Source organism: Bradyrhizobium sp. USDA 4541, from assembly GCF_024171085.1.
In the GTDB taxonomy this organism is placed as follows: domain Bacteria; phylum Pseudomonadota; class Alphaproteobacteria; order Rhizobiales; family Xanthobacteraceae; genus Bradyrhizobium; species Bradyrhizobium australafricanum.
On record NZ_JALJZF010000001.1, the window covers coordinates 1634975 to 1660692 of the forward strand.

Genomic DNA, 25718 nt, shown 5'->3' on the forward strand with positions numbered 1-25718 from the left:
ATGGCTACAGCAGCCAACCAGATCGGTCGCGTTACCCAGGTCACGGGCGCCGTGGTCGACGTGCAGTTCGAAGGCCACCTTCCGGCGATTCTGAACGCGCTCGAGACCAAGAACGGCGGCAACCGCCTGGTGCTCGAAGTCGCGCAGCATCTCGGCGAATCGACCGTCCGCACCATCGCGATGGACATCACCGAGGGCCTCGTGCGCGGCCAGGAAGTGACCGACACCGGCGAACCGATCCGGGTGCCGGTCGGCGAAGGCACGCTCGGCCGCATCATCAACGTCATCGGCGAGCCGATCGATGAAGCAGGCCCGATCAAGTCCGACGGCCTGCGCGCCATCCATCAGGAAGCGCCGACCTATACCGACCAGTCGACCGAAGCCGAAATTCTCGTCACCGGCATCAAGGTCGTCGACCTTCTTGCTCCGTATGCGAAGGGCGGCAAGATCGGCCTGTTCGGCGGCGCCGGCGTCGGCAAGACCGTGCTGATTCAGGAGCTCATCAACAACGTCGCGAAGGCGCACGGTGGTTACTCGGTGTTCGCCGGCGTCGGCGAGCGCACCCGCGAAGGCAATGACCTCTATCACGAGTTCATCGAATCGAAGGTCAACGCCGATCCGCACAATCCGGATCCGAGCGTGAAGTCGAAGTGCGCGCTGGTGTTCGGCCAGATGAACGAGCCGCCGGGCGCCCGCGCCCGCGTCGGTCTGACCGGTCTCACCGTTGCCGAGCACTTCCGCGACCAGGGCCAGGACGTGCTGTTCTTCGTCGACAACATCTTCCGTTTCACCCAGGCGGGTTCGGAAGTGTCGGCGCTGCTCGGCCGTATTCCTTCGGCGGTGGGTTATCAGCCGACGCTCGCCACCGACATGGGCGCGCTGCAGGAGCGCATCACCACCACCCAGAAGGGCTCGATCACCTCGGTGCAGGCGATCTACGTGCCGGCCGACGACTTGACCGACCCGGCGCCCGCCACCTCGTTCGCGCACTTGGACGCCACCACGGTGCTGTCGCGCGCGATCTCGGAAAAGGGCATCTATCCGGCGGTGGATCCGCTCGACTCGACCTCGCGCATGCTGTCGGCGCTCGTCGTCGGTGACGAGCACTACAACACCGCGCGCATGGTCCAGCAGATCCTGCAACGCTACAAGTCGCTGCAGGACATCATCGCTATTCTCGGCATGGACGAACTGTCGGAAGAGGACAAGCTGACGGTCGCCCGCGCCCGCAAGGTCGAGCGCTTCCTGTCGCAGCCGTTCCACGTCGCCGAAGTCTTCACCGGCTCGCCGGGCAAGTTCGTCGACCTCGCCGACACCATCAAGGGCTTCCGCGATCTTTGCCAGGGCAAGTACGATCATCTGCCGGAAGCGGCGTTCTACATGGTCGGCACCATCGAAGAAGCCGTCGAGAAGGGCAAGAAGCTGGCGGCCGAAGCCGCTTAAGCTTTGGGATGTCGTCATCGCCGGACTTGATCCGGCGATCCATCGCACGAGCAGTATTTTGATTGATGGACCCGCGGGTCGAGCCCGCGGGTGAGCGCGCAAAGAACGGAAAGACCATGGCCACCTTCCACTTCGATCTCGTCTCTCCCGAAAAGCTCGCCTTCTCCGGCGAGGTCGATCAGGTTGACGTCCCCGGCGTGGAGGGTGATTTCGGTGTGCTCGCCGGACACGCTCCGGTCATCGCCACGGTTCGTCCGGGCATCCTGACGATCACGACCGCCGGCAAGCGCGAGAAGGTGATCGTGCTCGGCGGCCTCGCCGAGGTCTCGGACAAGGGCCTCACCGTGCTCGCCGACGTCGCGACCGCGCTTGCGGACATCGATCGCGCGAAATTCGCCGAGACGATCAACGAGATGCAGGAGAAGCTCGCCGAGAAGGAGGGCTCCGAGCTCGACCACGCAATCGAGCGGCTCGACCACTTCAAGAGCATCCAGCAAGAGCTCAACACGACGGCTATGCACTAAGGCGCGGTTGCCGACCGGCGATCGCGCCGCCATGTCGAGTGAGCCGACCCCTTAGTGGAATAGCTCACACTTTTTCTATCATCGCCTGAGAAGGCTTGAATAATTCAACGCTCGCCACGCCCTGGCGAGCGTTCAATGCTTGTTGCGCGCGGGATCGTCTGGCGGCATTCTCCCCGGCATATCTGGGTTCGGGGGCTGGTACTCATGAAGCGCAAGGTCGCAGCGATCCTCGCGGCCGATATCGCAAGTCAGAGCCGATTGGTTGCCGACGATGAGGAAGAGACGCTGCGGCGGCTCGCTTCTTCTCGACAAGTCCGCTTCTTCGCGGTCGGCCCGAACGAACGACCTGCAAATATGTGAAGCAGCTTGCGGCAGGGATCGTGCACAAATGACAAGCTGCAGCGCGATTACGATTTGGCCCGACCGCATCGCGATTTCATTCCTGACATAACGGACAAGCTGCCGTGCTGACCTTCACCACCGATGCTCTCCGCCCGCAGGACCGTTTCGAGCACTGGTGCGAGGTGCGCGGCAAGAGCCTGTTCGGGGTCACGATCGAGCTCGAGCGCGACAAGAGAGCCGATTTCCGCGGACACTTCTCGGCGACGCCCGTGGGCAGTGCCGTGCTGGCGCAAATGTCGGCTTCCTCCTACCGCGTCAGCCGGACCGCATCCGACATCGCGCGCGTTCCGAGCAACAGTCTGCATCTCGCCTGGCAGGTGCGCGGTCCCGGCCACATGAATATCGGTCGCGATCGCGTCCAGTTCGTGCGCAACGGCGACCTGGTGTTCGGCCATTCCAATCTTCCGTTTGCCTCGACACCCGAACGGACCGACGGCTTTGACTTCTTCAGCCTCAAGATCCCGGTCACCGACGAGCTCGTGCTCGGCGCGCGGATCGAGGATGCGCCGCCGGTCGCGCTGGCGCGTGATGCGAGCCTGACCCGGCTTGTCGGCGCCATGTTCCGCTCGATGACGCGAGATCTCGCGCAAGCCGGGCAGTTCGCCGACGACGTTGCGCATATGGTGCGCCTGGCGCTGCTCGCGCGCGGACGCGCGCGGCCACGCCAGGACGAAATCCGTGCCGCGCTGCATGCGGGCTACCTTCATGCCGCCCGCGAAATTCTGTTCCGCGACCTGCATCGCGCCTCGCTCACGCCGGCCGTGGTTGCCGCCGAGCTCGGCATCTCACTGCGGCAATTGCATGCGCTGTTCGAGCCAACCGGCCTGTCATTTGCGCGGACGCTGACGGCGGCAAGGTTGAAGGCGGCGAGGCGCGCGCTCTACGCCATACGGGAGCGCAGCATCGACGAGATCGCGTTCTCGTGCGGCTTCGACAGCATCGCGACCTTTTATCGCGTCTTCCGTTCGACCTACGGCATGACACCGGGCGACGCGCGGCGCATACCGCCGCAGGATCAGCCGGCGAATTCCGCGAACCGGGTCGCGACCGCGCGATAGACGTCGCGGCGGAACGGCACCACGAGATCGGCGACGCGGTCGAGGCGCTCCCAGCGCCATTGATTGAATTCGGCGGGCTGGCCGTTGCGCGGCGTCAATGGATCGATCTCCTCGTCGCGTCCGGTGAAGCGCAGCGCAAACCATTTCTGCCGCTGGCCGCGGAACTTGGCGAGCCGGTGCGATGCCGGCCCGTCATAGGCGGGGAATTCGTAGGTCATCCAGTCGGTCTCGCCGAGATAGTCGGCGTTGACCGCCCCGGTCTCCTCCCACAATTCGCGCATCACGGCCTGGCGCGGATCCTCGCCGGCGTCGATGCCGCCCTGCGGCATCTGCCATTCGAGGCCGGGCAGCACGATCTCCGGACCGTCGTCCTTGACCCGGTGGCCGATCAGCACGCGTCCGTCGGCGTTGAACAGCGCGATGCCCACATTGGGGCGATAGGGCTTATCTGATGACATTCAGTGGGTACGTCGCGCGTTGACCCGGTCGGCTACTTGGCCGCCAGACCGGCAAATTCCTTCACGACGCGCTCATAGACCGGACGCTTGAACGGCACAATCAGCCCCGGCAGATTCTTCATCGGCTCCCAGCGCCAGGTGATGAACTCGGCCTTGTGGCCGCCGCCCGGATTGGCGACGTTGATCTCGTTCTCATCGCCGGTGAAGCGCAGCGCGAACCATTTTTGCCGCTGTCCGCGATAGCGGCCCTTCCAGGCGCGGCCGGCGACGGTGCGCGGGATATCATAGATCAGCCAGTCCGAGACCTCGCCGAGCTTCTCCACGGACTTGATGCTGGTCTCCTCATAGAGCTCGCGCCGCGCCGCCTGAAACGTATCCTCGCCGGGATCGACGCCGCCTTGCGGCATCTGCCAGACATGCGCGTCGTCGACATGCTCGATGCCGCCCGCGCGGCGTCCGATGAAGACCAGCCCCGCAGTATTCAGCAGCATGATGCCGACGCAGGTTCGATAGGGCAGGTCTTCATAACGTGCCATGCTGCCGCTACCTCGCACATTTTCTGGAGCCGCCCGACCCGGCCCCCCCGGCAAGGTCTCGAGCTGCTCCAACGGATTGAATCTTTAGCCCGATTTTGATTTCAGCATCGCCGTTGTCAATGGCACAAGCATAATGCCCTTGGAGTCCAGTGTCTTGAGCCAGGCGCCGAGCCGCTCGATCGAGACCGGCAACGCCGAGGCGACGCCCACCGCCGCGCCGCGTTCCTTGGCGATGGTTTCCAGCTTGACTAGGGCGCGGTCGATTTCCGCCGACGTCGGCACCGCGTCGATGGCGAAATCGGCCTTGGCGAACGGCAATGCCTGCCCCGCGGAAAGGTTCTGCGCGACGCTACGCGGGGTGGAACCGTCGTCGAAATAGCTCAGGCCGCGCTTTGCCGCTTCGCGGACGATGGGCTGCATCACGGGATCGGCCGCAACGAACCGGCCTCCCATGAAATTGGCGATCCCGGCATAGCCCTGCAGGCGGCTGAGGTGCCAATAGAAGCGGTCGAGGTTCTGCTCGCTGCTCAGCGTGGTCAGCAGGGTTTGCGGCCCGGGATCGTTGTCAGGATAGTCGAATGGCTCCATCGGGATCTGCAGCAGGATCTCGTGACGCTGGGTCCGGGCGCGCTCCGCAAGCTTGCCCGGATCGGAGCCATAGGGCGTGAAGGCCAGCGTCACCGCCGGCGGCAGCTTCATGATGGCGTCGGTGGTCTTGGCGGCGCCGACGCCGAGGCCGGCGACCACGATGGCGACCACGGGCATCCGGGCGGCCTTGGCGCGGTCAGCCTCGGCCGCGTAGACCGTGAACGGCTTCAGGCCGTCGGCGACCACCGGGATCATGCCGTAGCGTGACTTTTCCAGCAGGCGCGGACCGATGCCAGTCATCGCAAGTGGCGGCGTATCGCCGTCGGCCTTGTCGGCCGGATCGCCGGCGCCGATCACCACGTCCTGGCGCTTGCCGCTGGAGCCGTCGATGATGGTGACGGTTCTCGCGTCACTGGCTGCGGCCGGGGCCTTGGCGGCGGATTTGGCCGCCGCCTGGGCGGCTGGAGCGTGCTTGTCGTCAGCGGCGGCGGGCGGAGGATTGCGGAGCGTGACACGGGCGATCGGCTCGCCCCCGAGCGGGTTGTCGTTGAACAGCGCGATGCCGACAAAGCCGACCAGCACGAGCCCGAGCAGCACGGCGAGCGCCTGCATCGCCGTGAATGGCAGGCGAAACCGGCGCGTCCTGCCCACGGTCGTCTGCCCAAGCGGCGTGCTCAGTTCGTCGGCCGCTTCTGCCATGACCCTCCCCGAATCAACAGCGCGAACGATAGCACGATGCGGTGCAATCCCGCGCGCCGGCCTGCCCGGCAAAGCACGGTTACGGGTGGACACCGAAAGCAGAAAGGGCGGCCCGCGGGCCGCCCTGTTCGCCGAATCGATCGGATTAAATCAGTTCGCGGCCTTGTTGCCCGGCTTGTTGTCGACCGCGGCCTTGTCGCGCGCGGCCTCCGGCGCCGCTGGTGCGCTTGAGGTCGACTTGATGCCGTGCAGCAGGTCGTCGGCCATCTTCAGCGCCTTGTCGTCCTTGGCGTCCGGCGGGACGTAGGACTGCGAGCCGGTCTTCTCGTCGCCGTCGTTCTTGAGATGGCCGCGCAGCGAGGCTTCGCCCTTGGTGTCGGTGCGCGCCTTCAGCTCTTCCGGCACGTCCTGCAGCACCTCGATATCGGGCACGATGCCCTTGGCCTGGATCGACTTGCCCGACGGCGTGTAGTAGCGCGCGGTGGTCAGGCGCAGCGCGCCATTGCCCGAGCCGAGCGGGATGATGGTCTGCACCGAGCCCTTGCCGAACGAACGGGTGCCGACCAGCGTCGCCCGCTTGTGGTCCTGCAGCGCGCCGGCGACGATTTCGGAGGCCGATGCCGAGCCGCCGTTGATCAGCACGATCACCGGCTTGCCCTTGGTCAGGTCGCCCGGATGGGCGGCGCGGCGCTGGGTTTCCTCGGCGTTGCGGCCGCGGGTCGAGACGATCTCGCCACGCTCCAGGAAGGAGTCGGACACCGTGACCGCTTCTTCGAGCAGGCCGCCGGGGTTGTTGCGGAGATCGATGACGTAGCCCTTCAGCTTGTCGCCGATCTGGCCCTGCAGATTGGTGATCTCCTTCTTCAGGCCTTCGGTGGTCTGCTCGTTGAAGGTGGTGATGCGGATATAGGCGATGTCATCGGCCTCGACGCGCGCACGCACCGAGCGGACGCGGATGTTGTCGCGCACCAGCGTGACGTCGATCGGATTGTCCTGGCCCTTGCGGATGATCTTGAGCTTGATCTTGGTGTTGACCGGACCGCGCATCTTCTCGACGGCCTGGTTCAGCGTCAGACCCTGCACCGCCTCGTCGTCGAGGGTCGTGATGATGTCGTTGGCCATGATGCCGGCCTTCGAGGCCGGGGTGTCGTCGATCGGCGAGACGACCTTGATCAGGCCGTCTTCCATCGTGACCTCGATGCCGAGGCCGCCGAACTCGCCGCGGGTCTGCACCTGCATGTCGCGGAAGCTCTTGGCGTCCATGTAGCTCGAGTGCGGGTCGAGGCCGGTCAGCATGCCGGAGATCGCGGATTCGACCAGCTTGCTGTCATCGGGCTTCTCGACATAGTCGCTGCGCACCCGCTCGAACACGTCGCCGAACAGATTGAGCTGGCGATAGGTGTCCGACGTCGCGGCGCGCGCGCTCGATCCCATCAGCACAGCGCGGGGCTGCGTAACGAAAAGCGTCAGGGCCGCGCCGGTGGCGGCGCTAAGGAGAATTACCGAAGTCTTGCGCATCATCCGCGAACCTTTTCGCCTTCATTTGCGGCCCACCATGGACCTGGATCGATTGGAGTGCCGTCTTTCCGGAACTCGACATAGAGCACTGGCTGGCTCGCATTTGTCGCGAGAATGGATGCAACTTGGGACGTCGACCCCATGGTCGCAACCGGCTCCCCCGTAAGTACAAACTGGCCGATGTTTACCGAAATACGCTCCATCCCGGCGATCAGGACATGATACCCGCCCCCGGCATTGAGGATCAAGAGTTGTCCATAGCTACGGAAAGGACCAGCGTAAACAACCCAGCCGTCACACGGGGTTGTGACCTGCGCGCCCGGCTTGGCTGCCAAAGAAATGCCTTTTTGTACGCCCCCCGCGCCGTCGGAACCGCCAAATTCGCGAATCTTGGTGCCATTCACGGGATAGGAGAACAGGCCCTTGGCCGAGGCGAAAGCGACCGCCGGGCTCATGCGGGCCGGGTCCTTGAGCGCCCCCAGATTCGGCTTGCCGTTAACCGTCGCCGGCGCTCCCTGGAGGCTGGCGGTGGCGGCGGCCTTGGCCGCGCTCTTGATATCCTGCTCCATCTTGGCGATCAGGGTCTGCAGATTGTCGGCCTGCTTCGATAGTGCGATGGCGCGGGCGCCTTCGGCCTCCATGTCCTTTTCGGCCGCGCTCTGCTGCCGTTGCCGTTCGTCGACCAGGGCCGCCAGCCGGGTCTGGTCTTCCTTCAGCTTGTCGCGGTCGGCCGCCAGCGCGTCGCGCTCGGTCGAGATGGTCTTGCGCAGCGCCACCAACTCGCCGAGATCGGCCGCAAGCTTCTCGGCGCGGACGCGCAACTCCGGCACCACGGCGCCGAGCAGCATTGCGGTGCGCAGCGATTGCAGCGCGTCCTCGGGCCGCACCAGCAGCGCCGGCGGCGTGCGTCGCCCGGCGCGCTGCAGCGCGGCCAGCACCTCGATCACCTCGGAGCGGCGTGAATCGAGCGAGGCGCGGATTTCGCGCTCACGGCCGTCGAGCGGCTGCAGGCGTGCCTCGGCGTCAGCGATCCGCGTCTCGACGCCGCGGACCTGGCCGGCAATATCGATCAGCTGCTGATTGAGCTTGCTGCGGTCCTGGCCGATCGCGGCGATGTCGGCCTTCAGCTTCTCCTGCAGCTCGGTCGCCTTGCGCTGCTGCTCGCGCGCGGCCTCGAGTTCCTGTTCGCGCTGCTTGATCGCATCGGGCGATGGCTCCGCGGTTGCGGCCTGCTGCGCCGGCGGCGCGGATTGCTGCGCTGGTGGTGTCGCTTGCGCGTGCGCCGCGGCCAGCGGATAGGCGGCGAACATCGCGATCGACAGCGGCAGCGATGCCGGCAGCCGGCGGCGGCGCGCGGTGCCGGCATGCGAAGCCGAATACGAAGCTGTGTCCCGCTTGTGCTGCATTCGCGTGAGTTCAGTGGTTTCGACTGTCCGTCACCACGCCTTACGCGCGATGATAGGGGTGGCCGGCCAAAATGGTTGCGGCGCGATAAATCTGTTCCAGAAGCATGACGCGGACCATTTGATGCGGCCAGGTCGCGGAGCCGAATGCAATTCGCAACAAAGCCTTGCGCTGCAATTCAGGCGAAAGTCCGTCTGCGCCGCCGATCACGAAGACAGTATGTGCTGTTCCCTCGTCGCGCCAGCGGCCGAGCTGCCGGGCAAAGGTCGCACTGTCGATGCTCTTGCCGCGTTCGTCGAGGGCGACCAGCGCGTGCTTCTCAGGCAGCAATGCGGAGATCGCCGCAGCCTCCTCGGCAATGCGCGCGGCGGTGTCGCGCGCGCGGCTTTCCGCGATCTCGTGGATCTCGAAGCCGCGAAACCCGAGCTTGCGGCCGATATCCTCGAAGCGCTCGCGATAACGCTCGGCGAGCTCCCGTTCAGGGCCCTGTTTCAGACGGCCGATGCAGATCACGACAAGGCGCATCAACGCAGACTAGCTGCGCTGCAGCCGATTCGCATCGGCCTCGAACCCCCTTAGACCGCCGCGACCGCCGGGTTCTGAGTCCACAACCGCTCGAGGTTGTAGAACTCGCGCACCTCAGGCCTGAACACGTGCACGATCACCTCGCCGGAATCGATCAGCACCCAGTCGCAATTGGGCAAGCCCTCGACATGGATGTTCTTGACCCCGTTCTCCTTGAGGCTCTTCGTCACATTTTCCGCGATCGCGCCAACGTGCCGGTTAACCCGGCCGGTGGTGACGATCATGTAGTCGGAATATGCGGATTTGCCCCGAAGGTCGATGGTGACCGTCTCTTCCGCCTTCATGTCCTCGAGGCGGGAGAGGATCAGGCTCAGCGTCTTGTTGGCATCCGGTTTGTCGGCGTCCGGTTGCGCCTGCAAGGCCGCGGTTTTCGTCGATGTTTTACGCGCAGTCTTTGGAACCTTGGGTAAAACAGACTTTGACAATACAGATGTGGCCAGGGACCATTCCTTTCACTGTATCGCGGGTGCCGAATCCTCGGCCCCACGCGCCATACTACGCATGTGGGGTTAATGGTTTCAATATTCCAGTAACCCTTTTGCGCTTCATGCCGTTCTCCAGCTCCCGTCCGGGTTCCGAAGTCCGGTCGAAGACAGATTGGATTTCATTCCTGTCAGGAACACCCATGCCGGCGCCTGCTGGTCGGCCAGCCGTGTCGCCTGATTTTCGGGCATGCGATAGCGCGCGAGCGCCTGCGCCGCCGGTGCGGCAAGGGCGCGGAAGCTTTGGGGCGGACGGTCGATCACGGCAATCGGCACATCGGACGCGATGCGCCGCCAATCTTTCCAGCGATGAAATTGCGCGAGATTGTCAGCGCCCATGATCCAGACGAAGTGCACGCCGGAGACACGGCGGCGCAAGTGGATGATCGTGTCCACAGTGTAGCTGACGCCAATGACAGCTTCGAGACAGCTGATGTCGATGCGCGGATCATCGGCAACGCGGCGCGCGGCCTCGGCGCGCTCGGCAAGCGCATGCAGGCCGTCATGGTTCTTCAGCGGGTTGCCCGGCGTCAGCAGCCACCACACGCGGTCGAGCTGCAGGCGCTTGAGCGCAAACAGGCTGATGGCGCGATGCGCGGCGTGCGGTGGATTGAACGAGCCGCCAAGCAGCCCGATGCGCATGCCGTTGGTATAGAACGGAAGCGCTTGGGCTGCGGATAACGACACGCTCGATGCTTGCTGCAATGGCTTACCGTGCGCGTGCGACAATGATCACGGCCGCGTCTGCCCGGTGCCGTGGACGCGGTACTTGAAGCTCGTCAGCTGCTCGGCGCCGACAGGCCCGCGGGCGTGGAATTTGCCGGTAGCAATTCCGATCTCCGCGCCGAAGCCGAACTCGCCGCCGTCGGCGAACTGGGTCGAGGCGTTGTGCAGCACGATCGCCGAATCGACCTCGTTGAGAAATCTTTGCGCGGCAGCGGCATCCTCCGTCACGATCGCATCGGTGTGATGCGAGCCGTGATTTTGAATATGCGTAATCGCTTCATCGAGACCGTCGACGATCCTCGCCGAGATGATCGCGTCCTCGTATTCGGTGTCCCAGTCCTCGTCGGATGCGGGCTTCACCCTGGCATCGACGCCCTGCACGGCGTCGTCGCCGCGCACCTCGCAACCGGCATCGATCAACAGCTCGACCAGCGGTTTCAGCTGCGTCGCGGCAGCGTTGCGATCGACCAGCAGGGTCTCGACGGCGCCGCAGACGCCGGGACGGCGCATCTTGGCGTTCAGCACGACCGCCTTGGCCATATCGAGCCCGGCGCTGGCGTCGACGTAAATGTGGTTGACGCCCTCGAGATGCGCGAACACCGGAACGCGCGCCTCCGCCTCGACACGTGCGACCAGGCTCTTGCCGCCGCGCGGCACGATCACATCGATGCCGCCGTTCAATCCCGTCAGCATCAGGCCGACGGCCGCGCGGTCACGGGTCGGCACCAGGGTAATCGCGGCCTCGGGCAGGCCGGCCTCACGCAGGCCCTGCACCAGGCAGGCATGGATCGCGCGGCAGGAGCGGAAACTGTCCGAGCCGCCGCGCAGGATCACGGCGTTGCCGGACTTCAGGCACAGCACACCGGCGTCGGCGGTGACATTGGGCCGGCTCTCGAAGATCACGCCGATGACGCCGAGCGGCACGCGGACGCGTTCGATGGTCATGCCGTTCGGCCGCTGCCAGCTTTCGGTGACGGCGCCGACCGGATCGATGATCTCGCGCACGGTCGCAACGCCATCGGCCATGCCGGCAACGCGCGCCTGGGTCAGCGTCAGGCGGTCGACGAAGGCGGAGGTCATGCCGCTCGCGCGCGCCTCGGCGACATCCTCGGCATTGGCGGCGAGGATGGCCGGCGCGTCGGCGCGGATCGCGCGCTCGATCGCGGCGAGCGCCCGGTCCTTCTGCTCCGGCGGCGCCAGCGCCAGCACGCGCGCCGCGGCGCGCGCCTTGGCGGCGAGGTCGGTCATCAGGGCGGTAAGATCGGCGTTGCCGTCGATCGCCTTCAGGGGGGCGCTCATGAAACTACCAGCTTTGGACTAAGGCCATGTTCTAGCATGGCAATTGAAGGGTGGCGAGGCGCGGAACCGGCATGGCAGGTGGGCGGCAGGCCGCCCCGCTCGGCCAATGGCCTATCCAGTGGTTTATTTGGGCGGGATCGCCCCGGCCGGGCCGATCACGAGGTCGTCGCGATGGATCATCTCGGACCGGCCGCTGATGCCCAGAATGGTCATCACGTCGGGCGAGGAGCGGCCCATGATCTTCTCGGCGTTCTCGGCGTCGTATGCGACCAGGCCGCGGCCGATCTCGTGGGTGTCGGGGCCGCGCACCACCACGGCATCGCCGCGGGCGAACTGGCCGTCGACCCGGATCACGCCAGCCGGCAACAGGCTCTTGCCGGCGCGCAGCGCCGCGACCGCGCCGGCATCGATGGTCAAGGTACCCTTTGGCTCGAGTGAGCCCGCGATCCAGCGCTTGCGCGCGGTGACCGGATTGGCGGGGGTCAGGAACCAGGTGCAGCGGCCGCCGTCGGCGATCGCAGCAAGCGGATGCTCGATCTTGCCCGATGCGATCAGCATGTGGGTGCCGGCCGTGGTCGCTATCTTCGCGGCTTCGACCTTGGTGGTCATGCCGCCGCGCGACAATTCGGACCCGGCCGAGCCGGCCATCCCCTCGATCTCCGAGGTGATGCTTTCGACCACCGGGATCAGCCTGGCGTCGGAATCGAGCGCGGGCGGCGCGGTGTAGAGGCCGTCGATATCGGACAGCAGGATCAGAAGATCCGCGCTCGCCATGGTGGCGACGCGGGCGGCGAGGCGATCATTGTCGCCATAGCGGATCTCGGTGGTCGCGACCGTGTCATTCTCGTTGATCACGGGCACCGCGCCCCATTCCAGCAGCTTTGCGATCGTCGAGCGCGCGTTGAGATAGCGGCGGCGCTCTTCGGTGTCCTGCAGCGTCACCAGAATCTGCCCGGCGCCGATGCCGTGATGGCCGAGCACCTCCGACCAGATTCGCGCCAGCGCGATCTGGCCGACCGCTGCGGCAGCCTGGCTCTCTTCGAGCTTCAGCGGGCCGCGCGGCAGCTTCAGGCGGCTGCGGCCGAGCGCGATCGAGCCCGACGACACCACCATGACCTCGCAGCCTCGCTTGTGCAGCTTTGCGATGTCCTCGACCAGCGCGGCGAGCCAGGACGCGCGCACCTCGCCGGCCTGCGAGTCGACCAGCAGCGATGAGCCGACCTTGACGACGATGCGGCGAAAGTTCTTGAGCGCGGGGCGTTTCATGGATTTGGTCTGGCAGGAAGGTGGAAGCAATAGACGCCACAATGTGGCTTGGGAAGTCCAGGCGTTGCGCGGCTTGTGCCGTTCAACCCTGCGGCACCGGCGTCGCCCACGGCTCCGCCTGACCCTTGGCCTTGTTGGACACCGGCGCTTCGCCGATCACGTCGACCAGCGCGCGCAGCGCATCCTGCACGCCTTCGCCGGTCGCGCCTGACAGCAACAGCGGCGTCTTCTTCGCCGCCCGCTTGAGGCGGTCCTTCTGCTTCTTCAGTTCGTCGGGCGCGACCGCGTCGATCTTGTTGAGCGCGACGATCTCGATCTTGTCGGCGAGATGGCCCTCATAGGCTTCGAGTTCGGTGCGCACCGTCTTGTAGGCCTTGCCGGCATGCTCGCAGGTCGCATCGACCAGATGCAGCAGCACGCGGCAGCGCTCGACGTGACCGAGGAAGCGGTCGCCGAGCCCGGCGCCTTCATGCGCGCCCTCGATCAGGCCGGGGATGTCGGCGAGCACGAATTCGCGGCCGCCGAAATTCACCACGCCCAGCTGCGGATGCAGCGTGGTGAAGGGATAGTCGGCGATCTTCGGCCGTGCCGCGCTGACCACCGAGAGGAAGGTCGATTTGCCGGCATTGGGCAGGCCGACCAGCCCGGCGTCGGCGATCAGCTTCAGCCGCAGCCAGATCCAGCGCTCTTCGCCGGGCGCGCCGGGATTGGCGTTGCGCGGCGCGCGGTTGGTGGAGGATTTGAAATGCGCGTTGCCGAAGCCGCCATTGCCGCCTTCAGCCAGCACGAATTTCTCGCCGAGCTCGGTGAAGTCGTGCAGCAGGGTCTCGCGGTCCTCGTCGAACACCTGGGTGCCGACCGGCACCTTCAGCACGATCGGCTTGCCGTTGGCGCCATGGCGGTCCTTGCCCATGCCATTGGTGCCCTTCTGTGCCTTGAAGTGCTGCTGGTAGCGGTAATCGATCAGCGTGTTCAGTCCGTCGACGGACTCGATGATGACGTCACCGCCGCGACCGCCATTGCCGCCGGAGGGACCGCCGAACTCGATGAACTTCTCGCGCCGGAACGCGACGCAGCCGTTGCCGCCGTCGCCCGAGCGAATATAGACCTTGGCTTCATCGAGGAATTTCATGATTTTCACTAGTTAGGGCAGGGTGGCCGCGGCGGCAACCCGGAAAGGCCCTGACTTCAGCGAAAAGCCTTAATTTTCGGGCCTTTTTACGGCCCTTGCGGCTAACTCGGCCGCCGCCGGACCAGGAATTTCTGCATCCCCTCCAGCACCAGCTCGCGGCGCTGGTTGTGCACGGTCGAGCGCAGCGTCACGACGCCGGTGGTCTTGCCCGGTGACAGCTCGATCACCTCCAGCGCAGGGTAGATGGTATCGCCGGCATAGACCGGCTTCAGGAACTTGCTCGATTGCTCGAGGAAGCCGATCAGCGACTCCTCCACGACATAGGGGAACAATCCCGCGCCGGGCGCGGTGTGCACCAGGGTCTGGAAGCCGTGCGCGAGCAAATCAGGCATGCCGCGCGTGCGGCAATATTCGACGTCGTAATGGATCGGATGGGTGTCGCCGCTGGCGGTCTGGAACGCAGCGAAAACAGCCGAGGTCTGGGTCCGGCTCGGAATCACGAAGCGCTCGCCGAGCACGAAATCCTCGAACCAGCGCTGCGCGGGGACCATGCGATGCTGGGTGGGGTCGAAGTCGCTCATGCGGCGTTTCCTGCTCTTTTTGTTGCCGGGATCAGCTACCGGTATCGCAGCGGCGCAGGTGCGGCAATCCGTTCAATTCGTCATGCCCGGGCTTGTCCCGGGCATCCACGTCTTTAAAACCGGACGACTCGGGAACAAAAGCGCAAGTCTGCTCATGAGCCTGTTCGCAAAGCTGTCCTCCTACGACGACCGATCGGCGCGGCTCGCCGGCATCGGGTTGATGCTGCTGTCGATCTTCATGTTCTCGTTCGGCGATGCGATGGGCAAATTCATCGTCGCCACCTATTCGGTCGGGCAATTGCTGTGGCTGCGCGCCTGTGCGGCGCTGCTCGTGCTGCTGCCGATCGTGTGGCAGCGGCGCGCGGATTTTCTGCATCTGGAACGCCCGTGGCTGCAATTGCTGCGCGTCACGCTGTCGACGGTGGAGGTTGCGGCGTTCTTCCTGGCGACCGTCTATCTGCCGCTCGCCGACGTCATCACCTACTATCTGGCCGGACCGATCTTCGTCACCGCGATGTCGGGCCTCGTGCTCGGCGAGCATATCGGCTGGCGGCGCTGGACCGCGATCCTGGTCGGCTTCTGCGGGGTGTTGATCGCGCTTCGGCCGTCGGCGCAGACCATCAGCTGGCCGGCAATGATCGCGCTCGGCGGCAGCCTGTCGTTCGCGGTGCTGATGCTGATCACGCGCTCGCTGCGCGCGACCCCCGATATCGTGCTGGCGACGTCGCAATTCGGCGGCACCTTCATCCTGGGCCTCGTGCTCTCGCCGTTCGGCTGGGTGACGCCGTCAGCCGGCAGCCTCGTGCTGTTCTTCACCGCCGGCATCATCTCGGTCGCGGCGCTGCTCTGCGTCAATCGTTCGCTGAAGCTCGCGCCGGCGAGCGTGGTGGTGCCCTACCAGTATTCGATGATCGTCTGGGCGGTGATCTTCGGCTTCGTGGTGTTCGGCGACGTGCCGTCCTGGGCCACCATCGTCGGCGCCGCTGTCATCATCGCGGCCGGCCTCTACATCTTCGTGCGCGAGCAGCAGCTCGGACGCACGGATTCCGCGATCAATCCGCCGGCGTGATGTTTACCCTCCCCTGGAGGGGGAGGGTCGACGCGAATGCAATGAGCGGCGGGGTGGGGCTCTCCTCATCCAACGGTGCCCGAGTGGAGAGATCACCCCACCCCGTTGCGCCTTCCGCTGCGCTTCAGCAACGACCCTCCCCCTCCAGGGGAGGGTGAAGCCAAAAGTCTCAGCTCTCCCGCCGGGTCGAGTTGTTCCAGCGCTTCAGCGACGTCCAGACACCGCGTGACAGGCGGAAGCAGTCGACCGGGCTCGAGGAGCCCAGCGCCTCGAAGCGGTGCAGCTCGACGCCGCCCCACTGGAAGCCGCACTTCTCGAGGATATTGCGCGACGACGGATTGACGACGCGGGCGCCCGAGATCAGCTGGTCGAGATCGAACTCCTCGAAGAAGTAATCGATCACCGCGCGCGCAGCCTCGGTGCCGAAGCCCTGGCCCCAATAGTCGACGCCGAGCCAGTAGCCGAGTTCGGCCGATGTCTCCTCGCGCCAGTCGATGCCGACCATGCCGATCGGCGTGTGATTGTTCTCGATCAGGAAAACGGTTTCGCGCCCGCCGGCGCCGAGCGCGCTCACGAAGTCGATGGCGTCGTCCTGGGTATAGGGATGCGGCAGGCGGCGGGTGTTCTCCGCGATGCGGCGGTCATTGGCGAGGCGTGCGATTGCTTTTACGTCCGCGAGCGTCGGCTTGCGCAATGTCAGCCGTTCTGTCTCGAGGACGCAAGCTCTTGCCTCGCGCAAGGTCGGCGTCGGGATGTCCTGCAACATGTCGAGCTCCTGTGATGCGAAAAAATCGGTACGCAACGCTTGGAACGTCACGCGCGGTCGAAGTGGAACGCGCGCAACAAAAAGGGGAGGCCGGTCATCCCGCCTCCCCTTGGAGCCCTTTGCGACTCCGCCGGTTCAACAGGACCCGGCGGACTCATGTGTGTCCACCGTCTACTCGGCCGCCTCTGCCATCGGAATAACCGATACGAATGTGCGGCCGTTGGCTTTGGCACGGAACTCGACATGACCCTCGACCTTGGCGAAGAGAGTATGATCGGTGCCCATGCCGACATTAAGGCCAGGATGCCAGGTGGTGCCGCGCTGACGCGCGATGATGTTTCCGGGGATCACGCGCTCGCCACCGAACGCCTTGATGCCAAGGCGCTTGCCCTTGGAATCACGCCCGTTGCGCGATGAACCGCCTGCTTTTTTGTGAGCCATGGCTCGTCTCCGACTTCGCTTTGATCTCTAGATCAATTCCTTGACGGAATCATTTCACGTTTTGTCACGCTTCACATCTGAAAGCGCGACGATCACTTCTTCTTAAGCCTTGGCCGCGGCCTTCTTGGCCGGAGCCTTCTTGGCGGCCGGCGCCTTTGCGGGCGCCTTCTTCTTGGCCGCCTTTGGCGCTGCATCCTCGCCATCGGCGGGCGCTGCGACCTTTTCCTTCTTCGGCCGCGGGCCGACGGTCGGCTTGGCGTTATCGGCGAGGATCTCGGTGATGCGAAGCACCGTGAGCTCGTCGCGATAGCCGCGCTTGCGGCGTGAATTCTTGCGGCGACGCTTCTTGAACGCGATCACCTTGGCGCCGCGCTTGTGCTGCAGCACTTCGGCTGCAACGGACGCGCCTGCCACGGTGGGCGTTCCCAGCACCGGCGTATCACCGCCGAGCACCAGAACTTCGCCAAGCTGCACGATCGTGCCGACATCGCCGGCGATCTTGCCTATCTCGAGTACATCATTCGGAACGACACGGTATTGCCGGCCGCCGGTTTTGATGACTGCGAACATCGTTTGATTCCTTCGTGTTCGATCCCGGCCTCGGACGATTCGCCCGGGTCGGCTTTTTGTTCAGTCGCTATGGGCTGCGTGTCTCGTGCGAAGGGAATGAATTCCCAAATGGTCCGCACAAAAACGATCGGCGCGAGAAATCCCCGCGCCAAGTGGGGGGACTTATAGCCGCAAACGACCGAGAGTCAAGGTAAAGCAGGGCAAAAACCGGCCAAAAATGAAGGGTTTGGCATGGTTTTGGCCGAGATTGGCGGCTCAAGCCTGCGCCTGGGCCGCGGTCCTCGCGTGGCGTCGGATGGTCTGGGGCGGCTGGCCCAGCACCCGCAAGAACGCCCGCCGCATCCGTTCGCGGTCGGCAAAGCCGGTCTCTACGGCAATTTCGTCCATCGAATGGCGGCCGTCACCGATCAATTCGCGCGCCGCCTCGACCCTAAGATGCTCGATCGCCTTGGCCGGTGACTGGCCGGTCTCTGAACGGAAGGCGCGGCTGAACTGGCGCGGGCTGAGCCGTGCGACGGCGGCCAACTCCTCGACCGAGAGCTCGTTGCGCAGATGCGCCTTGGCGTAATTGAGCGCGTTCTGGATACGATCGGATTTCGGGTCGAGCTCGAGCAGCGCCGAAAACTGCGACTGTCCGCCGGTGCGGCGGTGATAGACGACGAGCTTGCGCGCCACCGAACGGGCGACCTCGACGCCGAGGTCATGCTCGACCATCGCCAGCGCCAGATCGATCGTCGCGGTCATGCCGGCCGAGGTCCAGATCGGCCCGTCGACGATGTAGATGCGGTCCTGCTCGACTTTCAGCTTGGGAAAGCGCGCCTGCAGTTCGGCGGCGTATTGCCAATGCGTGGAGACGCGCCGGCCGTCGAGCAGGCCGGCTTCGGCGAGCGAGAAGGCGCCGACGCAGGGCGCGGCGATGCGCTGTGACGCCGTCAGGGCGCGGCGAACATAGTCGGTCAGCTTCGGTGACGCTGGATGCAGCTCGGTGCCCGCGCCGACGAACAGCGTGTCGAAGCTGCGCTCGCTGAACGCATCGGTCTCGACATTGAAGCCCGCGGATGACCGCACCGGGCCGCCATTCTCGGACAGCAGTGTGACCCGGTAGAAATTTTCACCGGCCACCAGATTGGCGATCTCGAAGGCGGTGATGGCGGTGAAGCCCATCACCTGGAAGCCCGGGAAGACGACGAAGCCGATGTGCTGCATGGAACCCTCCGGCCGCAATTCATGTCCTAAAAAGGTGTATATATGACATTTAAGACATACAAGGGGGCCTGTAGAACCTGAACAGCGGCCAAAACCGGCCGCCCGGGTCAAACAGGAGACCAACATGACCAAGTCAGCCAAAGGAACGGCGCTCGTTACCGGTGCGTCGTCCGGAATCGGTGCCATCTACGCGGACCGGCTCGCACGGCGTGGCTACGATCTGATCCTCGTCGCACGCAACCGCGAGCGCCTCGATGGGCTTGCCAAGCGTCTGTCGGCGGAGACAGGCCGATCGATCGAGATCGTTGCCGCCGACCTCGGCAAGCGCGGCGACGTGTCACGGATCGAATCCATTCTGCGCAGCAATACCGGCATCAGCGTGCTGGTGAACAATGCGGGCGTCGGTGCGACCGCGCCGCTGCTCGCATCCGATGTCGACAAGATGAGCGACTTGATCGCGCTCAATGTCGACGCGCTGATGCGCCTGACCTATGCGGCGGTGCCGGGATTTGTCGCGCGCGGCAACGGCACCATCGTCAACATCGCCTCGATCGTCGGCGTCGCGCCCGAAATTCTCAACGGCGTCTATGGCGGCAGCAAGGCTTTCGTCCTCGCCTTGACGCAGTCGTTGCAGCATGAGCTCAAGGACAAGAACATCCGGGTCCAGGCGGTGCTGCCGGGCGCCACCGCGACCGAATTCTGGGGCGTGGCCGGTACGCCGGTCGAGCATCTGCCCGGCGAGATCGTGATGAAGGCCGAGGACATGGTCGATGCCGCGCTCGCCGGTCTCGACCAGGGCGAGGTCATCACCGTGCCTGCGCTGCCGGATGCCGCCGATTGGCAGGCCTATGAGTCTGCCCGCCAGAAGCTGATGCCGAACCTGTCGCGCAGCACGCCTGCGGCGCGCTACGGGCTGAAGGCCGCCTGACGCCCCTGCGAAAATTGCGTCCCGCGCCTGGCCAGACGGCGCAGCGCGGGACGCAACCATTTGAGTTCCCGGCCGTTACAGCATGATCCGGAAAAGTGTGAAGCGGTTTTCCGAAAAGATCATGCTCAAGAAATAGTTCTGGGACCCTCAAGCGGGCAGGCACGGGCAAATGGCCGAAGACACTGGATTGACCACCGGCATCGCGCACCACGGTGCCGCGCGGCTGCCGTCTGTCGACATCGACAGCTTCAACATCGAGCTGAAGGACGACGAGGGCTTTCTCGGCGATCGCGCCTCGAAGGGCGCGTTCCGCAAGATCCTCGACCGCTGGCGCAAGCCGCTGCGCAAATCGGACGAGGATCCGTTCGGCGACGAGCCGTCGGACAAGATCAGCAAGAAGAAGCTCGATGAGCTGCTGGTCGGCGACGACACCGAGGCCTCGGCGGTCGTGCACAGCGCCATCGAGGAGTTTGCGCAGGAGCTCGCCCATGTGACGCGGCGCTTCCTCAACACCAAGGCCTGGGCCAAGACCGAGCGCATCGTGGTCGGCGGCGGCTTCCGCGACTCCAGGCTCGGTGAGCTCGCCATCGCACGCACCGAGATCATCCTGAAGTCGGAGGATTTCAAGGTCGATTTGCTGCCGATCCGCTTTCACCCCGACGATGCCGGCCTGATCGGCACGCTGCATCTGGCGCCATCGTGGATTTTCGAGGCCCATGACGGCGTCCTCGCCGTCGACATCGGCGGCACCAATATCCGCTGCGGCGTGGTCGAGTCGCGCTGGAAGAAGGCGCCCGATCTCTCCAAGGCGGCGGTCTGGAAATCGGAGCTGTGGCGCCACGCCGATGACGAGCCGACGCGCGAAGGCGCGGTGAAGCGGCTGGTGAAGATGCTGAAGGAGTTGATTGCCGCCGCCGAGAAGGAGAATCTCAAGCTCGCGCCGTTCATCGGCATCGCCTGTCCCGGCGTCATCAATGAGGACGGATCGATCGAAAAAGGTGCGCAGAACCTGCCCGGCAATTGGGAGAGCAGCAAGTTCAACTTGCCGGCGAGCTTGGTCGAGGCGATCCCGCAGATCGGCGATCATGACACCGCGATCGTGATGCATAATGACGGCGTGGTGCAGGGGCTGGCCGAGGTCCCGTTCATGCAGGACGTCGCGCGCTGGGGCGTGCTGACGATCGGAACCGGGCTTGGCAATGCCCGCTACACCAATCGCAAGCGGGATAACGGCAAGGACGAGAAGAAAGACAAGGACGACGAGAACGAAAAGAACGAGAAAAAGGCCAAAAAAGCCAGGAAGGCCGATGCCTGAGCCGCGCGGGCTGCAGCGTTCGTGCGCGCTCCATCCGGGCTACGGTCTGCCTTCTCCTTCCCCCTGAAAGGGGGAAGGTCGGGATGGGGGTCGGCCGCAGGCGATGCTGTTTGCGGAGAGAGCAGATCCCCACCCGCTTTGCTCTGGCGAGCAAAGCGACCTCCCCTTTTCAAGGGGAGGTAAGCATGCGTAGCCCGGATGCAGCCAACGGGTCGCGCGAATGCGCGCCCGATGACAGGCTCCGCGAAATCCGGGGCACCTCCATCCGCAGATCCAGCGGCCGCGGATTACGCACGGTAAGGTTGATCGGTTAGGTTAAGATCGGGTTCGCGTTGCCGTTTCGACGTCGGTCGCTACCGTGGACCGTGTCGCTCCCGCCGACCGGCGAAGCCGCACTTCCCGGCCAGCAATATTAAGAAGCGGCACGGGACCGCCAGTTTTTGTCGCGTCCTGGCGGTCCCACCACTTCTACTTCCAATTGATCCGCCCGAAGAAGCCGGCGATCTCGGCGGCCGCGCGGTCGGGGTCCTCGCGATGCGGGAAATGCCCGACATCGGGAAACATCCCAAGGTCCAGATTGGAGAAGGTCTCGCCTAATCGGTCGGTCCAGGCATAGGGAAACAGCGGATCGTGCTCGGCCCAGCGAATGCAGGTCGGAACAGTGATCGGCGGCAGCGCCGGGGCTTCGCCCTGCATCATCTTCACGCGCGCCGCATGCGACGCGCGATAATGCGCAAAGCCGCCGGCGAGATTGCCGGGCTTGAAGAAGTTGTCGGCGAAGTCCTCGATCACGTCGTCGAACGCAGCCTTGCGGTGCGACCAGTTGTGCAGGAAATGGCCGATATAGCTGCGGCAGCTGTCTCTGTTGGCGCCGACCAGCGCCGGCGCCATCTCCATCTGGTGGAACGACTGGTACCAGATGTGGTTCAGCCGGTCGGGCGCGGCCATCCGCGGCCCGATGCCGGGATAGACGAAATCGAAGAAAAACAATCCGGCGATGCGCTCGGGCGCCTTGCGGGCGAGGGGCTGCATCACGGCGCCACCGACGTCGTGGCCAACCACGCCGGCCTTGTCGATCCCGAGCGCGTCCAGCAGCGCCAGCATGTCGTCGGTATGCTGATCGGGGCCATAGGGGCCTTCGGGCTTGTCGCTGTCGCCGAAGCCGCGCAGGTCGGGGGCGATCAGGGTGTAGCGGCCGGCGAGGCGCGCCATGACAGGCTTCCAGGTCAGCCAGAACTCCGGCCAGCCGTGCAACAGCAGCAGCGGCTTGCCCGTCCCGGTCCGCGCGACGTGGAACGCCGCGCCATTGGCTCGAATCGTCACATGCTCCATGGCCCGCTCCTGCTCCGGCTGGTTCGCTCGCGCGCCGATCGAGCCAGAACCGTTCTGCTAGCGCTTTGTTTCCGCGCGCTTTCTCCGGCCGTCCTGGTGCTTTGGTGGCGCGAGGCACGGGTGACGGAAATATTATTGCAGCGCCTTGTCTGGCCCGCCATCCTCGCCTAGAACACGCCCCGACCGCGGGTGGCGCAAATCACCCGGGCCATCGGAGAGGTGGCAGAGTGGTTGAATGCACCGCACTCGAAATGCGGCATAGGTGCAAGCCTATCGGGGGTTCGAATCCCTCCCTCTCCGCCACCCTTCGCCCTGCCGGGCTTCGAGTGGCAGGCCACCCTGCCTAGCGGGCTCCGCTGCGCGCTGACATTCCACACGATCACGACCGCTCGCGTGACGCTGCGTCCGCAGGCGATTGACGAGTTCCCCGCCGATCAGGCGTTCCTGGCCTCGCTCCGATCGGCCGGAATGGGCGGCCCGATCGATGTGCGCGCGGCGTGGGGGATGTTTTGCCACGACCTAGCGTGCTGGCGCTTGTTCGGCCATGGCGCGTTGATGATTGAGGTCACGGCTTCGAAGCAGTGCGTCGGCCAGGTCGGCATCAACCATGGACCGCTGTTTCCGGAGCAGGAGCTTGGCTGGCTGCTCTATGACGGACAAGGCTACGCCACCGAGGCGGCGCTTGCCTTGCGCAACTGGACCTTTGCGGCAGCGCGATCCGCTACAGCCTCGACCTCCCGGTATTTCGAACAGCCTTAGCGGGAAAACTAGCGATCCGAATCAGCCAACTGCGCCGTTTGGCGCCCGCCGTTCAACTCTCTCAACTGATTTACGTATTCCTCAGGCTTCAACAAATGGAATGGCGCCTTCAGGCCCATGAAGTTGGCGATGCGACCAATAAAGGCCGTGCAATTGGTCGTTTCCGCATTCCAAACAGGCGAGGTCGCCTGGAGGTGCTTGATGTACGCAAAGACCTTCTTCGCGTCGGCCTCGCTCAAGTACACGCGATAGCTGGCCGTCAGATACTGCTCGTCAAGGTCGCCGTAGCTCGCTCCGGTCTCGGAGGGCACCCAAGTAAGATGTCCGAGCACATAAGGCAGGACATCGCCCGCCGGGTGCAGCCCGGCGACTTCGACCTGCTTCTCGCTTGTCTTGCCGTACCAAACAAACGCATGCCCATAAGAAGCCGCCGTGCGGGCACGAAAGTCGACGTAGTACGGCCCTTTGGCCGAGGACCTTCGAACCGGCTTCGCGGCTGCTCCGGAAGCGGGACCGCTTGAACCCGCGACGGCCGTTGCCACAACCGACCTCGTCGACGGCTTACGCGGCTTGTCCTGCCGCAGCGGCGCTTGATCCGTTTGCGCAGCCAATTGCTGCGCATGACCGATGCCGGCTCCCAAAGTCACGGAAGCCACAATGACACCAATTCCGGCAAGCAGCCACAAGCCGCCCCGTGTCCGATTGGATTCTGGCACGTTCAAGCCCTCACAAGGGTAGTCGGCCCCAAGCAGCGCCTTCAGCAAAACTAAAGCGTGCGCTGACTGAGCGATCCTCGAGCTAACCCTTCGTCACGATCGGAGCAGGAGCTTTTCCAACCGGGTACTTACCGACGGGGTACTTGCCAACCGGATACTTGCCGATCGGCATCTTGCCAACCGGAGCCGTAGCAGTAACCGGCTGCGGATGAGGAAGATCTGCCGCGCTGGCGGCAGCCACAAAACCAAACGTCGCAACTCCAGCAACCAGGAACTTCAACATCGTGATCTCCGAGATGGGTAGCGTGAACATGAACAGCCTACCCTCTAAAGGCCATGGCGTAATTAACGCTGTAGCAAAGCTGGCGCTTGCGCGGTCATTTCCTTGCCGAGTGTGACAAAAACGGCACGGCATTATTGCTTTGTGTGAGTATCCGGACGTGAGTTCGGCGAGAGGAGTCTCTTGTGGCCGGCTCAGAACAGCCTCGGTAAAAGGCGTCCGGTCCGGGCCATATATTCGCGATACTCGTCGCCGAAGGCTTCCAGCATCATCTGCTCTTCTCGGGCAACTCGCCCGAAAAACAAGGTTCCAAATCCGATCAGGCCTGCGAAACCGGCCACCCAGTTCGGAAGGAGCAATGCCTGAGCAGCAGCCCAAAGCCAGAATGCAGTATACATAGGATGGCGAACTGTCCGATAAATACCGTCTGTGATCAGGCGATGATTTTCCCGCACGTCGAGGCTTAAGGACCAATTCCGACCAAGAGCTCGGTGGGTCAGCCGGAACATGACCAGCGCCGCAACCGCGACGAAAACACCCAGCCAGGCTTGAGCTGGCCGGAAAGCGTATGATGCGAAATGAGGCATGGCCGTTGCGATGTAGACGAGCGGCACAATGCCAAGACCCGTGAGCGATATCAGCAGCAGGGTGTTTTCGCGCGAGCCTCGGGCGCTTCTCGCGACCTTTTCACGGCGAGCACGACGCGCGTGTCTGTAGCGGATGAGATACCAACCGACCGCCATCATCACGAACACGAACTTGGCAATACCGGGCGTCATCATGGACCACGCGCTTGTTTCGCTGGCGCGCCATCTTCGCCGATCATCGAAAGGGTAGCATCCTTGGCGAGCGTCTGAGATCTGACAGAAGCACGTCCACAGACCGGCATGAACCAATCATACAGGGCTTGCGGGTCGTTTCCACCGATTAGTTGGCAGTCCGACAGGTGGATCCTGGGTGGATGCGTCGCCCGGTTCGCTCTATCGAACCGGATAGCACAATGCCGGCATGGCAAGGCTTTTTCTATCTCGCGCGCGGCGGAGGCACGGTGGCTCTCCGGTCTATCTCCAACACTCGCGGGAGCAATTGCGACGCTATGAAAGCATGCCCGGCAGCCGTGAGGTGAATAAGATCGAAAGCGTAATACTGCGGAGGAATCTCTTCGTCGTACAAAATGACTTTGATGGCGCGATCACGGAGCCGTCGCTCCATCGCCGCGATGTTGGCCGCCCGCTGCTCCTTCGTGACAAGGAAGCGCCTATCGTTGCCTCCAGGCTGCAAGATGACGATGTCGGTTCCCTTTGGCACGTCGCTATCAATGCGCTTCAACATGCCGGCGGTGGTGTCAAAGGGAACTCCGGCATTGGCGACGGTCGCATTGACGCCCTTCTCCCTCAGCAGGGCTTCTAGCTTGGCCGGGTAAGCGCCTTGCCTCCCAACGTACCAGCCTTGGGTGTTGCTTGCGCCGACTGCCACGATATGAATCGGCTTTGTGAAGGCTGCACACACGGCCGCCACGCAACAAATGGCGATGGCGGCTGAGAGTTTTCTAAATGGCGTCACTGACTGTCTCCCGGCCTAAAGTGCTAAGCAAAAACAACACCGACACCGGGCTCCTGCAGGGACCTAATCTAA

29 protein-coding genes and 1 tRNA gene are annotated in these 25718 nt (G+C 64.4%); 9 read left to right on the plus strand and 21 right to left on the minus strand.

Annotated features, from left to right (window positions below; genetic code table 11):
* The 4 genes from atpD (at nt 1) to J2R80_RS07735 (ending at nt 3427) form a co-directional block, all read left to right on the plus strand.
* Nucleotides 1-1443, plus strand: coding sequence for a F0F1 ATP synthase subunit beta (gene atpD / locus J2R80_RS07720; protein WP_016843821.1), 1443 nt, complete (start codon nt 1-3; stop codon nt 1441-1443).
* Nucleotides 1444-1559: 116 nt separating this feature from the next.
* A complete protein-coding gene (locus J2R80_RS07725) occupies nt 1560-1967 on the plus strand; it encodes a F0F1 ATP synthase subunit epsilon (protein WP_028336321.1) in 408 nt (135 codons plus the stop codon).
* Nucleotides 1968-2102: 135 nt separating this feature from the next.
* Entirely contained in the window at nt 2103-2327 is a 225-nt protein-coding gene (locus J2R80_RS07730) for a hypothetical protein (protein ID WP_253641114.1), read from the plus strand.
* Between the two features lie 104 nt (nt 2328-2431).
* On the plus strand, nt 2432-3427 hold the full coding sequence (locus J2R80_RS07735) for a helix-turn-helix domain-containing protein (RefSeq protein WP_253638312.1): 996 nt from the start codon (nt 2432-2434) through the stop codon (nt 3425-3427).
* Here J2R80_RS07735 and J2R80_RS07740 read toward each other — a convergent pair.
* From J2R80_RS07740 to J2R80_RS07795, 12 genes are all read right to left on the minus strand, one after another.
* Entirely contained in the window at nt 3385-3885 is a 501-nt protein-coding gene (locus tag J2R80_RS07740) for an RNA pyrophosphohydrolase (RefSeq protein ID WP_253638313.1), read from the minus strand. The two genes, J2R80_RS07735 and J2R80_RS07740, sit on opposite strands and share 43 nt — an antisense overlap.
* 32 nt (nt 3886-3917) lie before the next feature.
* Nucleotides 3918-4421, minus strand: coding sequence for an RNA pyrophosphohydrolase (locus tag J2R80_RS07745; protein ID WP_028336325.1), 504 nt, complete (start codon nt 4419-4421; stop codon nt 3918-3920).
* A gap of 84 nt (nt 4422-4505) precedes the next feature.
* Nucleotides 4506-5708: a divergent polysaccharide deacetylase family protein gene (locus J2R80_RS07750; RefSeq protein WP_253638314.1), complete on the minus strand. Its 1203-nt coding sequence runs from the start codon at nt 5706-5708 to the stop codon at nt 4506-4508.
* A gap of 150 nt (nt 5709-5858) precedes the next feature.
* Entirely contained in the window at nt 5859-7229 is a 1371-nt protein-coding gene (locus J2R80_RS07755) for a S41 family peptidase (RefSeq protein ID WP_253638315.1), read from the minus strand.
* Complete coding sequence (locus tag J2R80_RS07760; RefSeq protein WP_168857718.1) at nt 7226-8632, minus strand: murein hydrolase activator EnvC; 1407 nt, start codon at nt 8630-8632, stop codon at nt 7226-7228. Before J2R80_RS07760 ends, J2R80_RS07755 begins: the two co-directional genes overlap by 4 nt.
* Before the next feature lie 40 nt (nt 8633-8672).
* The gene (rlmH, locus tag J2R80_RS07765) at nt 8673-9155 is read right to left on the minus strand and encodes a 23S rRNA (pseudouridine(1915)-N(3))-methyltransferase RlmH (protein ID WP_253638316.1); all 483 of its coding nucleotides are present in this window, start codon (nt 9153-9155) and stop codon (nt 8673-8675) included.
* A gap of 50 nt (nt 9156-9205) precedes the next feature.
* Nucleotides 9206-9574: a ribosome silencing factor gene (rsfS, locus tag J2R80_RS07770; protein WP_016847840.1), complete on the minus strand. Its 369-nt coding sequence runs from the start codon at nt 9572-9574 to the stop codon at nt 9206-9208.
* 186 nt (nt 9575-9760) lie between these two features.
* The gene (locus tag J2R80_RS07775; protein ID WP_080583350.1) at nt 9761-10384 is read right to left on the minus strand and encodes a nicotinate-nucleotide adenylyltransferase; all 624 of its coding nucleotides are present in this window, start codon (nt 10382-10384) and stop codon (nt 9761-9763) included.
* 45 nt (nt 10385-10429) lie between these two features.
* Nucleotides 10430-11722, minus strand: a complete 1293-nt coding sequence (locus tag J2R80_RS07780; RefSeq protein ID WP_253638317.1) for a glutamate-5-semialdehyde dehydrogenase — start codon at nt 11720-11722, stop codon at nt 10430-10432.
* Nucleotides 11723-11845: 123 nt separating this feature from the next.
* Nucleotides 11846-12988: a glutamate 5-kinase gene (proB, locus tag J2R80_RS07785; RefSeq protein WP_253638318.1), complete on the minus strand. Its 1143-nt coding sequence runs from the start codon at nt 12986-12988 to the stop codon at nt 11846-11848.
* An 82-nt stretch (nt 12989-13070) separates the two neighbouring features.
* Nucleotides 13071-14120 carry a GTPase ObgE gene (obgE, locus tag J2R80_RS07790; RefSeq protein WP_038384668.1) on the minus strand — a complete coding sequence of 350 codons (1050 nt, stop codon included), beginning with the start codon at nt 14118-14120 and terminating at the stop codon, nt 13071-13073.
* Between the two features lie 101 nt (nt 14121-14221).
* Nucleotides 14222-14701: a MaoC family dehydratase gene (locus tag J2R80_RS07795; protein WP_028340791.1), complete on the minus strand. Its 480-nt coding sequence runs from the start codon at nt 14699-14701 to the stop codon at nt 14222-14224.
* A gap of 154 nt (nt 14702-14855) precedes the next feature.
* Between J2R80_RS07795 and J2R80_RS07800 the strand changes: the two genes are divergently transcribed.
* Entirely contained in the window at nt 14856-15770 is a 915-nt protein-coding gene (locus J2R80_RS07800) for a DMT family transporter (protein ID WP_092090040.1), read from the plus strand.
* Nucleotides 15771-15939: 169 nt separating this feature from the next.
* On the opposite strand, the gene J2R80_RS07805 is transcribed toward J2R80_RS07800, so the two are convergent.
* The 4 genes from J2R80_RS07805 to J2R80_RS07820 all read right to left on the minus strand — a co-directional run bounded on the left by J2R80_RS07805 (nt 15940) and on the right by J2R80_RS07820 (nt 18753).
* Entirely contained in the window at nt 15940-16536 is a 597-nt protein-coding gene (locus J2R80_RS07805) for a GNAT family N-acetyltransferase (protein WP_253638319.1), read from the minus strand.
* 171 nt (nt 16537-16707) lie between these two features.
* Complete coding sequence (gene rpmA / locus J2R80_RS07810) at nt 16708-16977, minus strand: 50S ribosomal protein L27 (protein ID WP_016847848.1); 270 nt, start codon at nt 16975-16977, stop codon at nt 16708-16710.
* Between the two features lie 102 nt (nt 16978-17079).
* The gene (gene rplU / locus J2R80_RS07815; protein WP_016847849.1) at nt 17080-17547 is read right to left on the minus strand and encodes a 50S ribosomal protein L21; all 468 of its coding nucleotides are present in this window, start codon (nt 17545-17547) and stop codon (nt 17080-17082) included.
* Between the two features lie 255 nt (nt 17548-17802).
* Entirely contained in the window at nt 17803-18753 is a 951-nt protein-coding gene (locus J2R80_RS07820) for a GlxA family transcriptional regulator (protein WP_253638320.1), read from the minus strand.
* A 124-nt stretch (nt 18754-18877) separates the two neighbouring features.
* Here J2R80_RS07820 and J2R80_RS07825 point away from each other — a divergent pair, with 124 nt between their 5' ends.
* Both J2R80_RS07825 and J2R80_RS07830 read left to right on the plus strand, forming a co-directional pair.
* Nucleotides 18878-19681 carry an SDR family oxidoreductase gene (locus J2R80_RS07825; RefSeq protein ID WP_253638321.1) on the plus strand — a complete coding sequence of 268 codons (804 nt, stop codon included), beginning with the start codon at nt 18878-18880 and terminating at the stop codon, nt 19679-19681.
* 169 nt (nt 19682-19850) lie between these two features.
* Entirely contained in the window at nt 19851-20996 is a 1146-nt protein-coding gene (locus J2R80_RS07830; RefSeq protein ID WP_253638322.1) for an ROK family protein, read from the plus strand.
* 468 nt (nt 20997-21464) lie between these two features.
* Here J2R80_RS07830 and J2R80_RS07835 read toward each other — a convergent pair whose 3' ends face one another.
* Nucleotides 21465-22328: an alpha/beta fold hydrolase gene (locus tag J2R80_RS07835; RefSeq protein ID WP_253638323.1), complete on the minus strand. Its 864-nt coding sequence runs from the start codon at nt 22326-22328 to the stop codon at nt 21465-21467.
* Nucleotides 22329-22541: 213 nt separating this feature from the next.
* Between J2R80_RS07835 and J2R80_RS07840 the strand changes: the two genes are divergently transcribed.
* A tRNA-Ser gene (locus tag J2R80_RS07840) sits at nt 22542-22631 on the plus strand.
* 90 nt (nt 22632-22721) lie between these two features.
* Complete coding sequence (locus J2R80_RS07845) at nt 22722-23087, plus strand: GNAT family N-acetyltransferase (RefSeq protein WP_253638324.1); 366 nt, start codon at nt 22722-22724, stop codon at nt 23085-23087.
* 8 nt (nt 23088-23095) lie between these two features.
* On the opposite strand, the gene J2R80_RS07850 is transcribed toward J2R80_RS07845, so the two are convergent.
* From J2R80_RS07850 to J2R80_RS07865, 4 genes are all read right to left on the minus strand, one after another.
* Nucleotides 23096-23773 (minus strand): hypothetical protein, encoded by a 678-nt coding sequence (locus tag J2R80_RS07850; RefSeq protein WP_229191612.1) that lies wholly within the window; start codon nt 23771-23773, stop codon nt 23096-23098.
* Nucleotides 23774-23885: 112 nt separating this feature from the next.
* Complete coding sequence (locus tag J2R80_RS07855; RefSeq protein WP_057020971.1) at nt 23886-24086, minus strand: hypothetical protein; 201 nt, start codon at nt 24084-24086, stop codon at nt 23886-23888.
* Between the two features lie 191 nt (nt 24087-24277).
* Nucleotides 24278-24862 carry a protein-S-isoprenylcysteine O-methyltransferase gene (locus J2R80_RS07860; protein ID WP_057020970.1) on the minus strand — a complete coding sequence of 195 codons (585 nt, stop codon included), beginning with the start codon at nt 24860-24862 and terminating at the stop codon, nt 24278-24280.
* Nucleotides 24863-25106: 244 nt separating this feature from the next.
* Nucleotides 25107-25646 carry a GDSL-type esterase/lipase family protein gene (locus J2R80_RS07865; RefSeq protein WP_229191613.1) on the minus strand — a complete coding sequence of 180 codons (540 nt, stop codon included), beginning with the start codon at nt 25644-25646 and terminating at the stop codon, nt 25107-25109.
* Nucleotides 25647-25718: the final 72 nt, after the last annotated feature.

Bases quoted from the DNA above. Each gene is read 5' to 3' on its own strand.
- atpD (WP_016843821.1), top strand. From the start codon at position 1: ATGGCTACAGCAGCCAACCAGATCGGTCGCGTTACCCAGGTCACGGGC.
- J2R80_RS07725 (WP_028336321.1), top strand. From the start codon at position 1,560: ATGGCCACCTTCCACTTCGATCTCGTCTCTCCCGAAAAGCTCGCCTTC.
- J2R80_RS07730 (WP_253641114.1), top strand. From the start codon at position 2,103: ATGCTTGTTGCGCGCGGGATCGTCTGGCGGCATTCTCCCCGGCATATC.
- J2R80_RS07740 (WP_253638313.1), bottom strand. From the start codon at position 3,885: ATGTCATCAGATAAGCCCTATCGCCCCAATGTGGGCATCGCGCTGTTC.
- J2R80_RS07745 (WP_028336325.1), bottom strand. From the start codon at position 4,421: ATGGCACGTTATGAAGACCTGCCCTATCGAACCTGCGTCGGCATCATG.
- J2R80_RS07750 (WP_253638314.1), bottom strand. From the start codon at position 5,708: ATGGCAGAAGCGGCCGACGAACTGAGCACGCCGCTTGGGCAGACGACC.
- J2R80_RS07755 (WP_253638315.1), bottom strand. From the start codon at position 7,229: ATGATGCGCAAGACTTCGGTAATTCTCCTTAGCGCCGCCACCGGCGCG.
- J2R80_RS07760 (WP_168857718.1), bottom strand. From the start codon at position 8,632: ATGCAGCACAAGCGGGACACAGCTTCGTATTCGGCTTCGCATGCCGGC.
- rlmH (WP_253638316.1), bottom strand. From the start codon at position 9,155: ATGCGCCTTGTCGTGATCTGCATCGGCCGTCTGAAACAGGGCCCTGAA.
- J2R80_RS07780 (WP_253638317.1), bottom strand. From the start codon at position 11,722: ATGAGCGCCCCCCTGAAGGCGATCGACGGCAACGCCGATCTTACCGCC.
- proB (WP_253638318.1), bottom strand. From the start codon at position 12,988: ATGAAACGCCCCGCGCTCAAGAACTTTCGCCGCATCGTCGTCAAGGTC.
- obgE (WP_038384668.1), bottom strand. From the start codon at position 14,120: ATGAAATTCCTCGATGAAGCCAAGGTCTATATTCGCTCGGGCGACGGC.
- J2R80_RS07795 (WP_028340791.1), bottom strand. From the start codon at position 14,701: ATGAGCGACTTCGACCCCACCCAGCATCGCATGGTCCCCGCGCAGCGC.
- J2R80_RS07800 (WP_092090040.1), top strand. From the start codon at position 14,856: ATGAGCCTGTTCGCAAAGCTGTCCTCCTACGACGACCGATCGGCGCGG.
- J2R80_RS07805 (WP_253638319.1), bottom strand. From the start codon at position 16,536: ATGTTGCAGGACATCCCGACGCCGACCTTGCGCGAGGCAAGAGCTTGC.
- rpmA (WP_016847848.1), bottom strand. From the start codon at position 16,977: ATGGCTCACAAAAAAGCAGGCGGTTCATCGCGCAACGGGCGTGATTCC.
- rplU (WP_016847849.1), bottom strand. From the start codon at position 17,547: ATGTTCGCAGTCATCAAAACCGGCGGCCGGCAATACCGTGTCGTTCCG.
- J2R80_RS07820 (WP_253638320.1), bottom strand. From the start codon at position 18,753: ATGCAGCACATCGGCTTCGTCGTCTTCCCGGGCTTCCAGGTGATGGGC.
- J2R80_RS07825 (WP_253638321.1), top strand. From the start codon at position 18,878: ATGACCAAGTCAGCCAAAGGAACGGCGCTCGTTACCGGTGCGTCGTCC.
- J2R80_RS07830 (WP_253638322.1), top strand. From the start codon at position 19,851: ATGGCCGAAGACACTGGATTGACCACCGGCATCGCGCACCACGGTGCC.
- J2R80_RS07835 (WP_253638323.1), bottom strand. From the start codon at position 22,328: ATGGAGCATGTGACGATTCGAGCCAATGGCGCGGCGTTCCACGTCGCG.
- J2R80_RS07855 (WP_057020971.1), bottom strand. From the start codon at position 24,086: ATGTTGAAGTTCCTGGTTGCTGGAGTTGCGACGTTTGGTTTTGTGGCT.
- J2R80_RS07860 (WP_057020970.1), bottom strand. From the start codon at position 24,862: ATGACGCCCGGTATTGCCAAGTTCGTGTTCGTGATGATGGCGGTCGGT.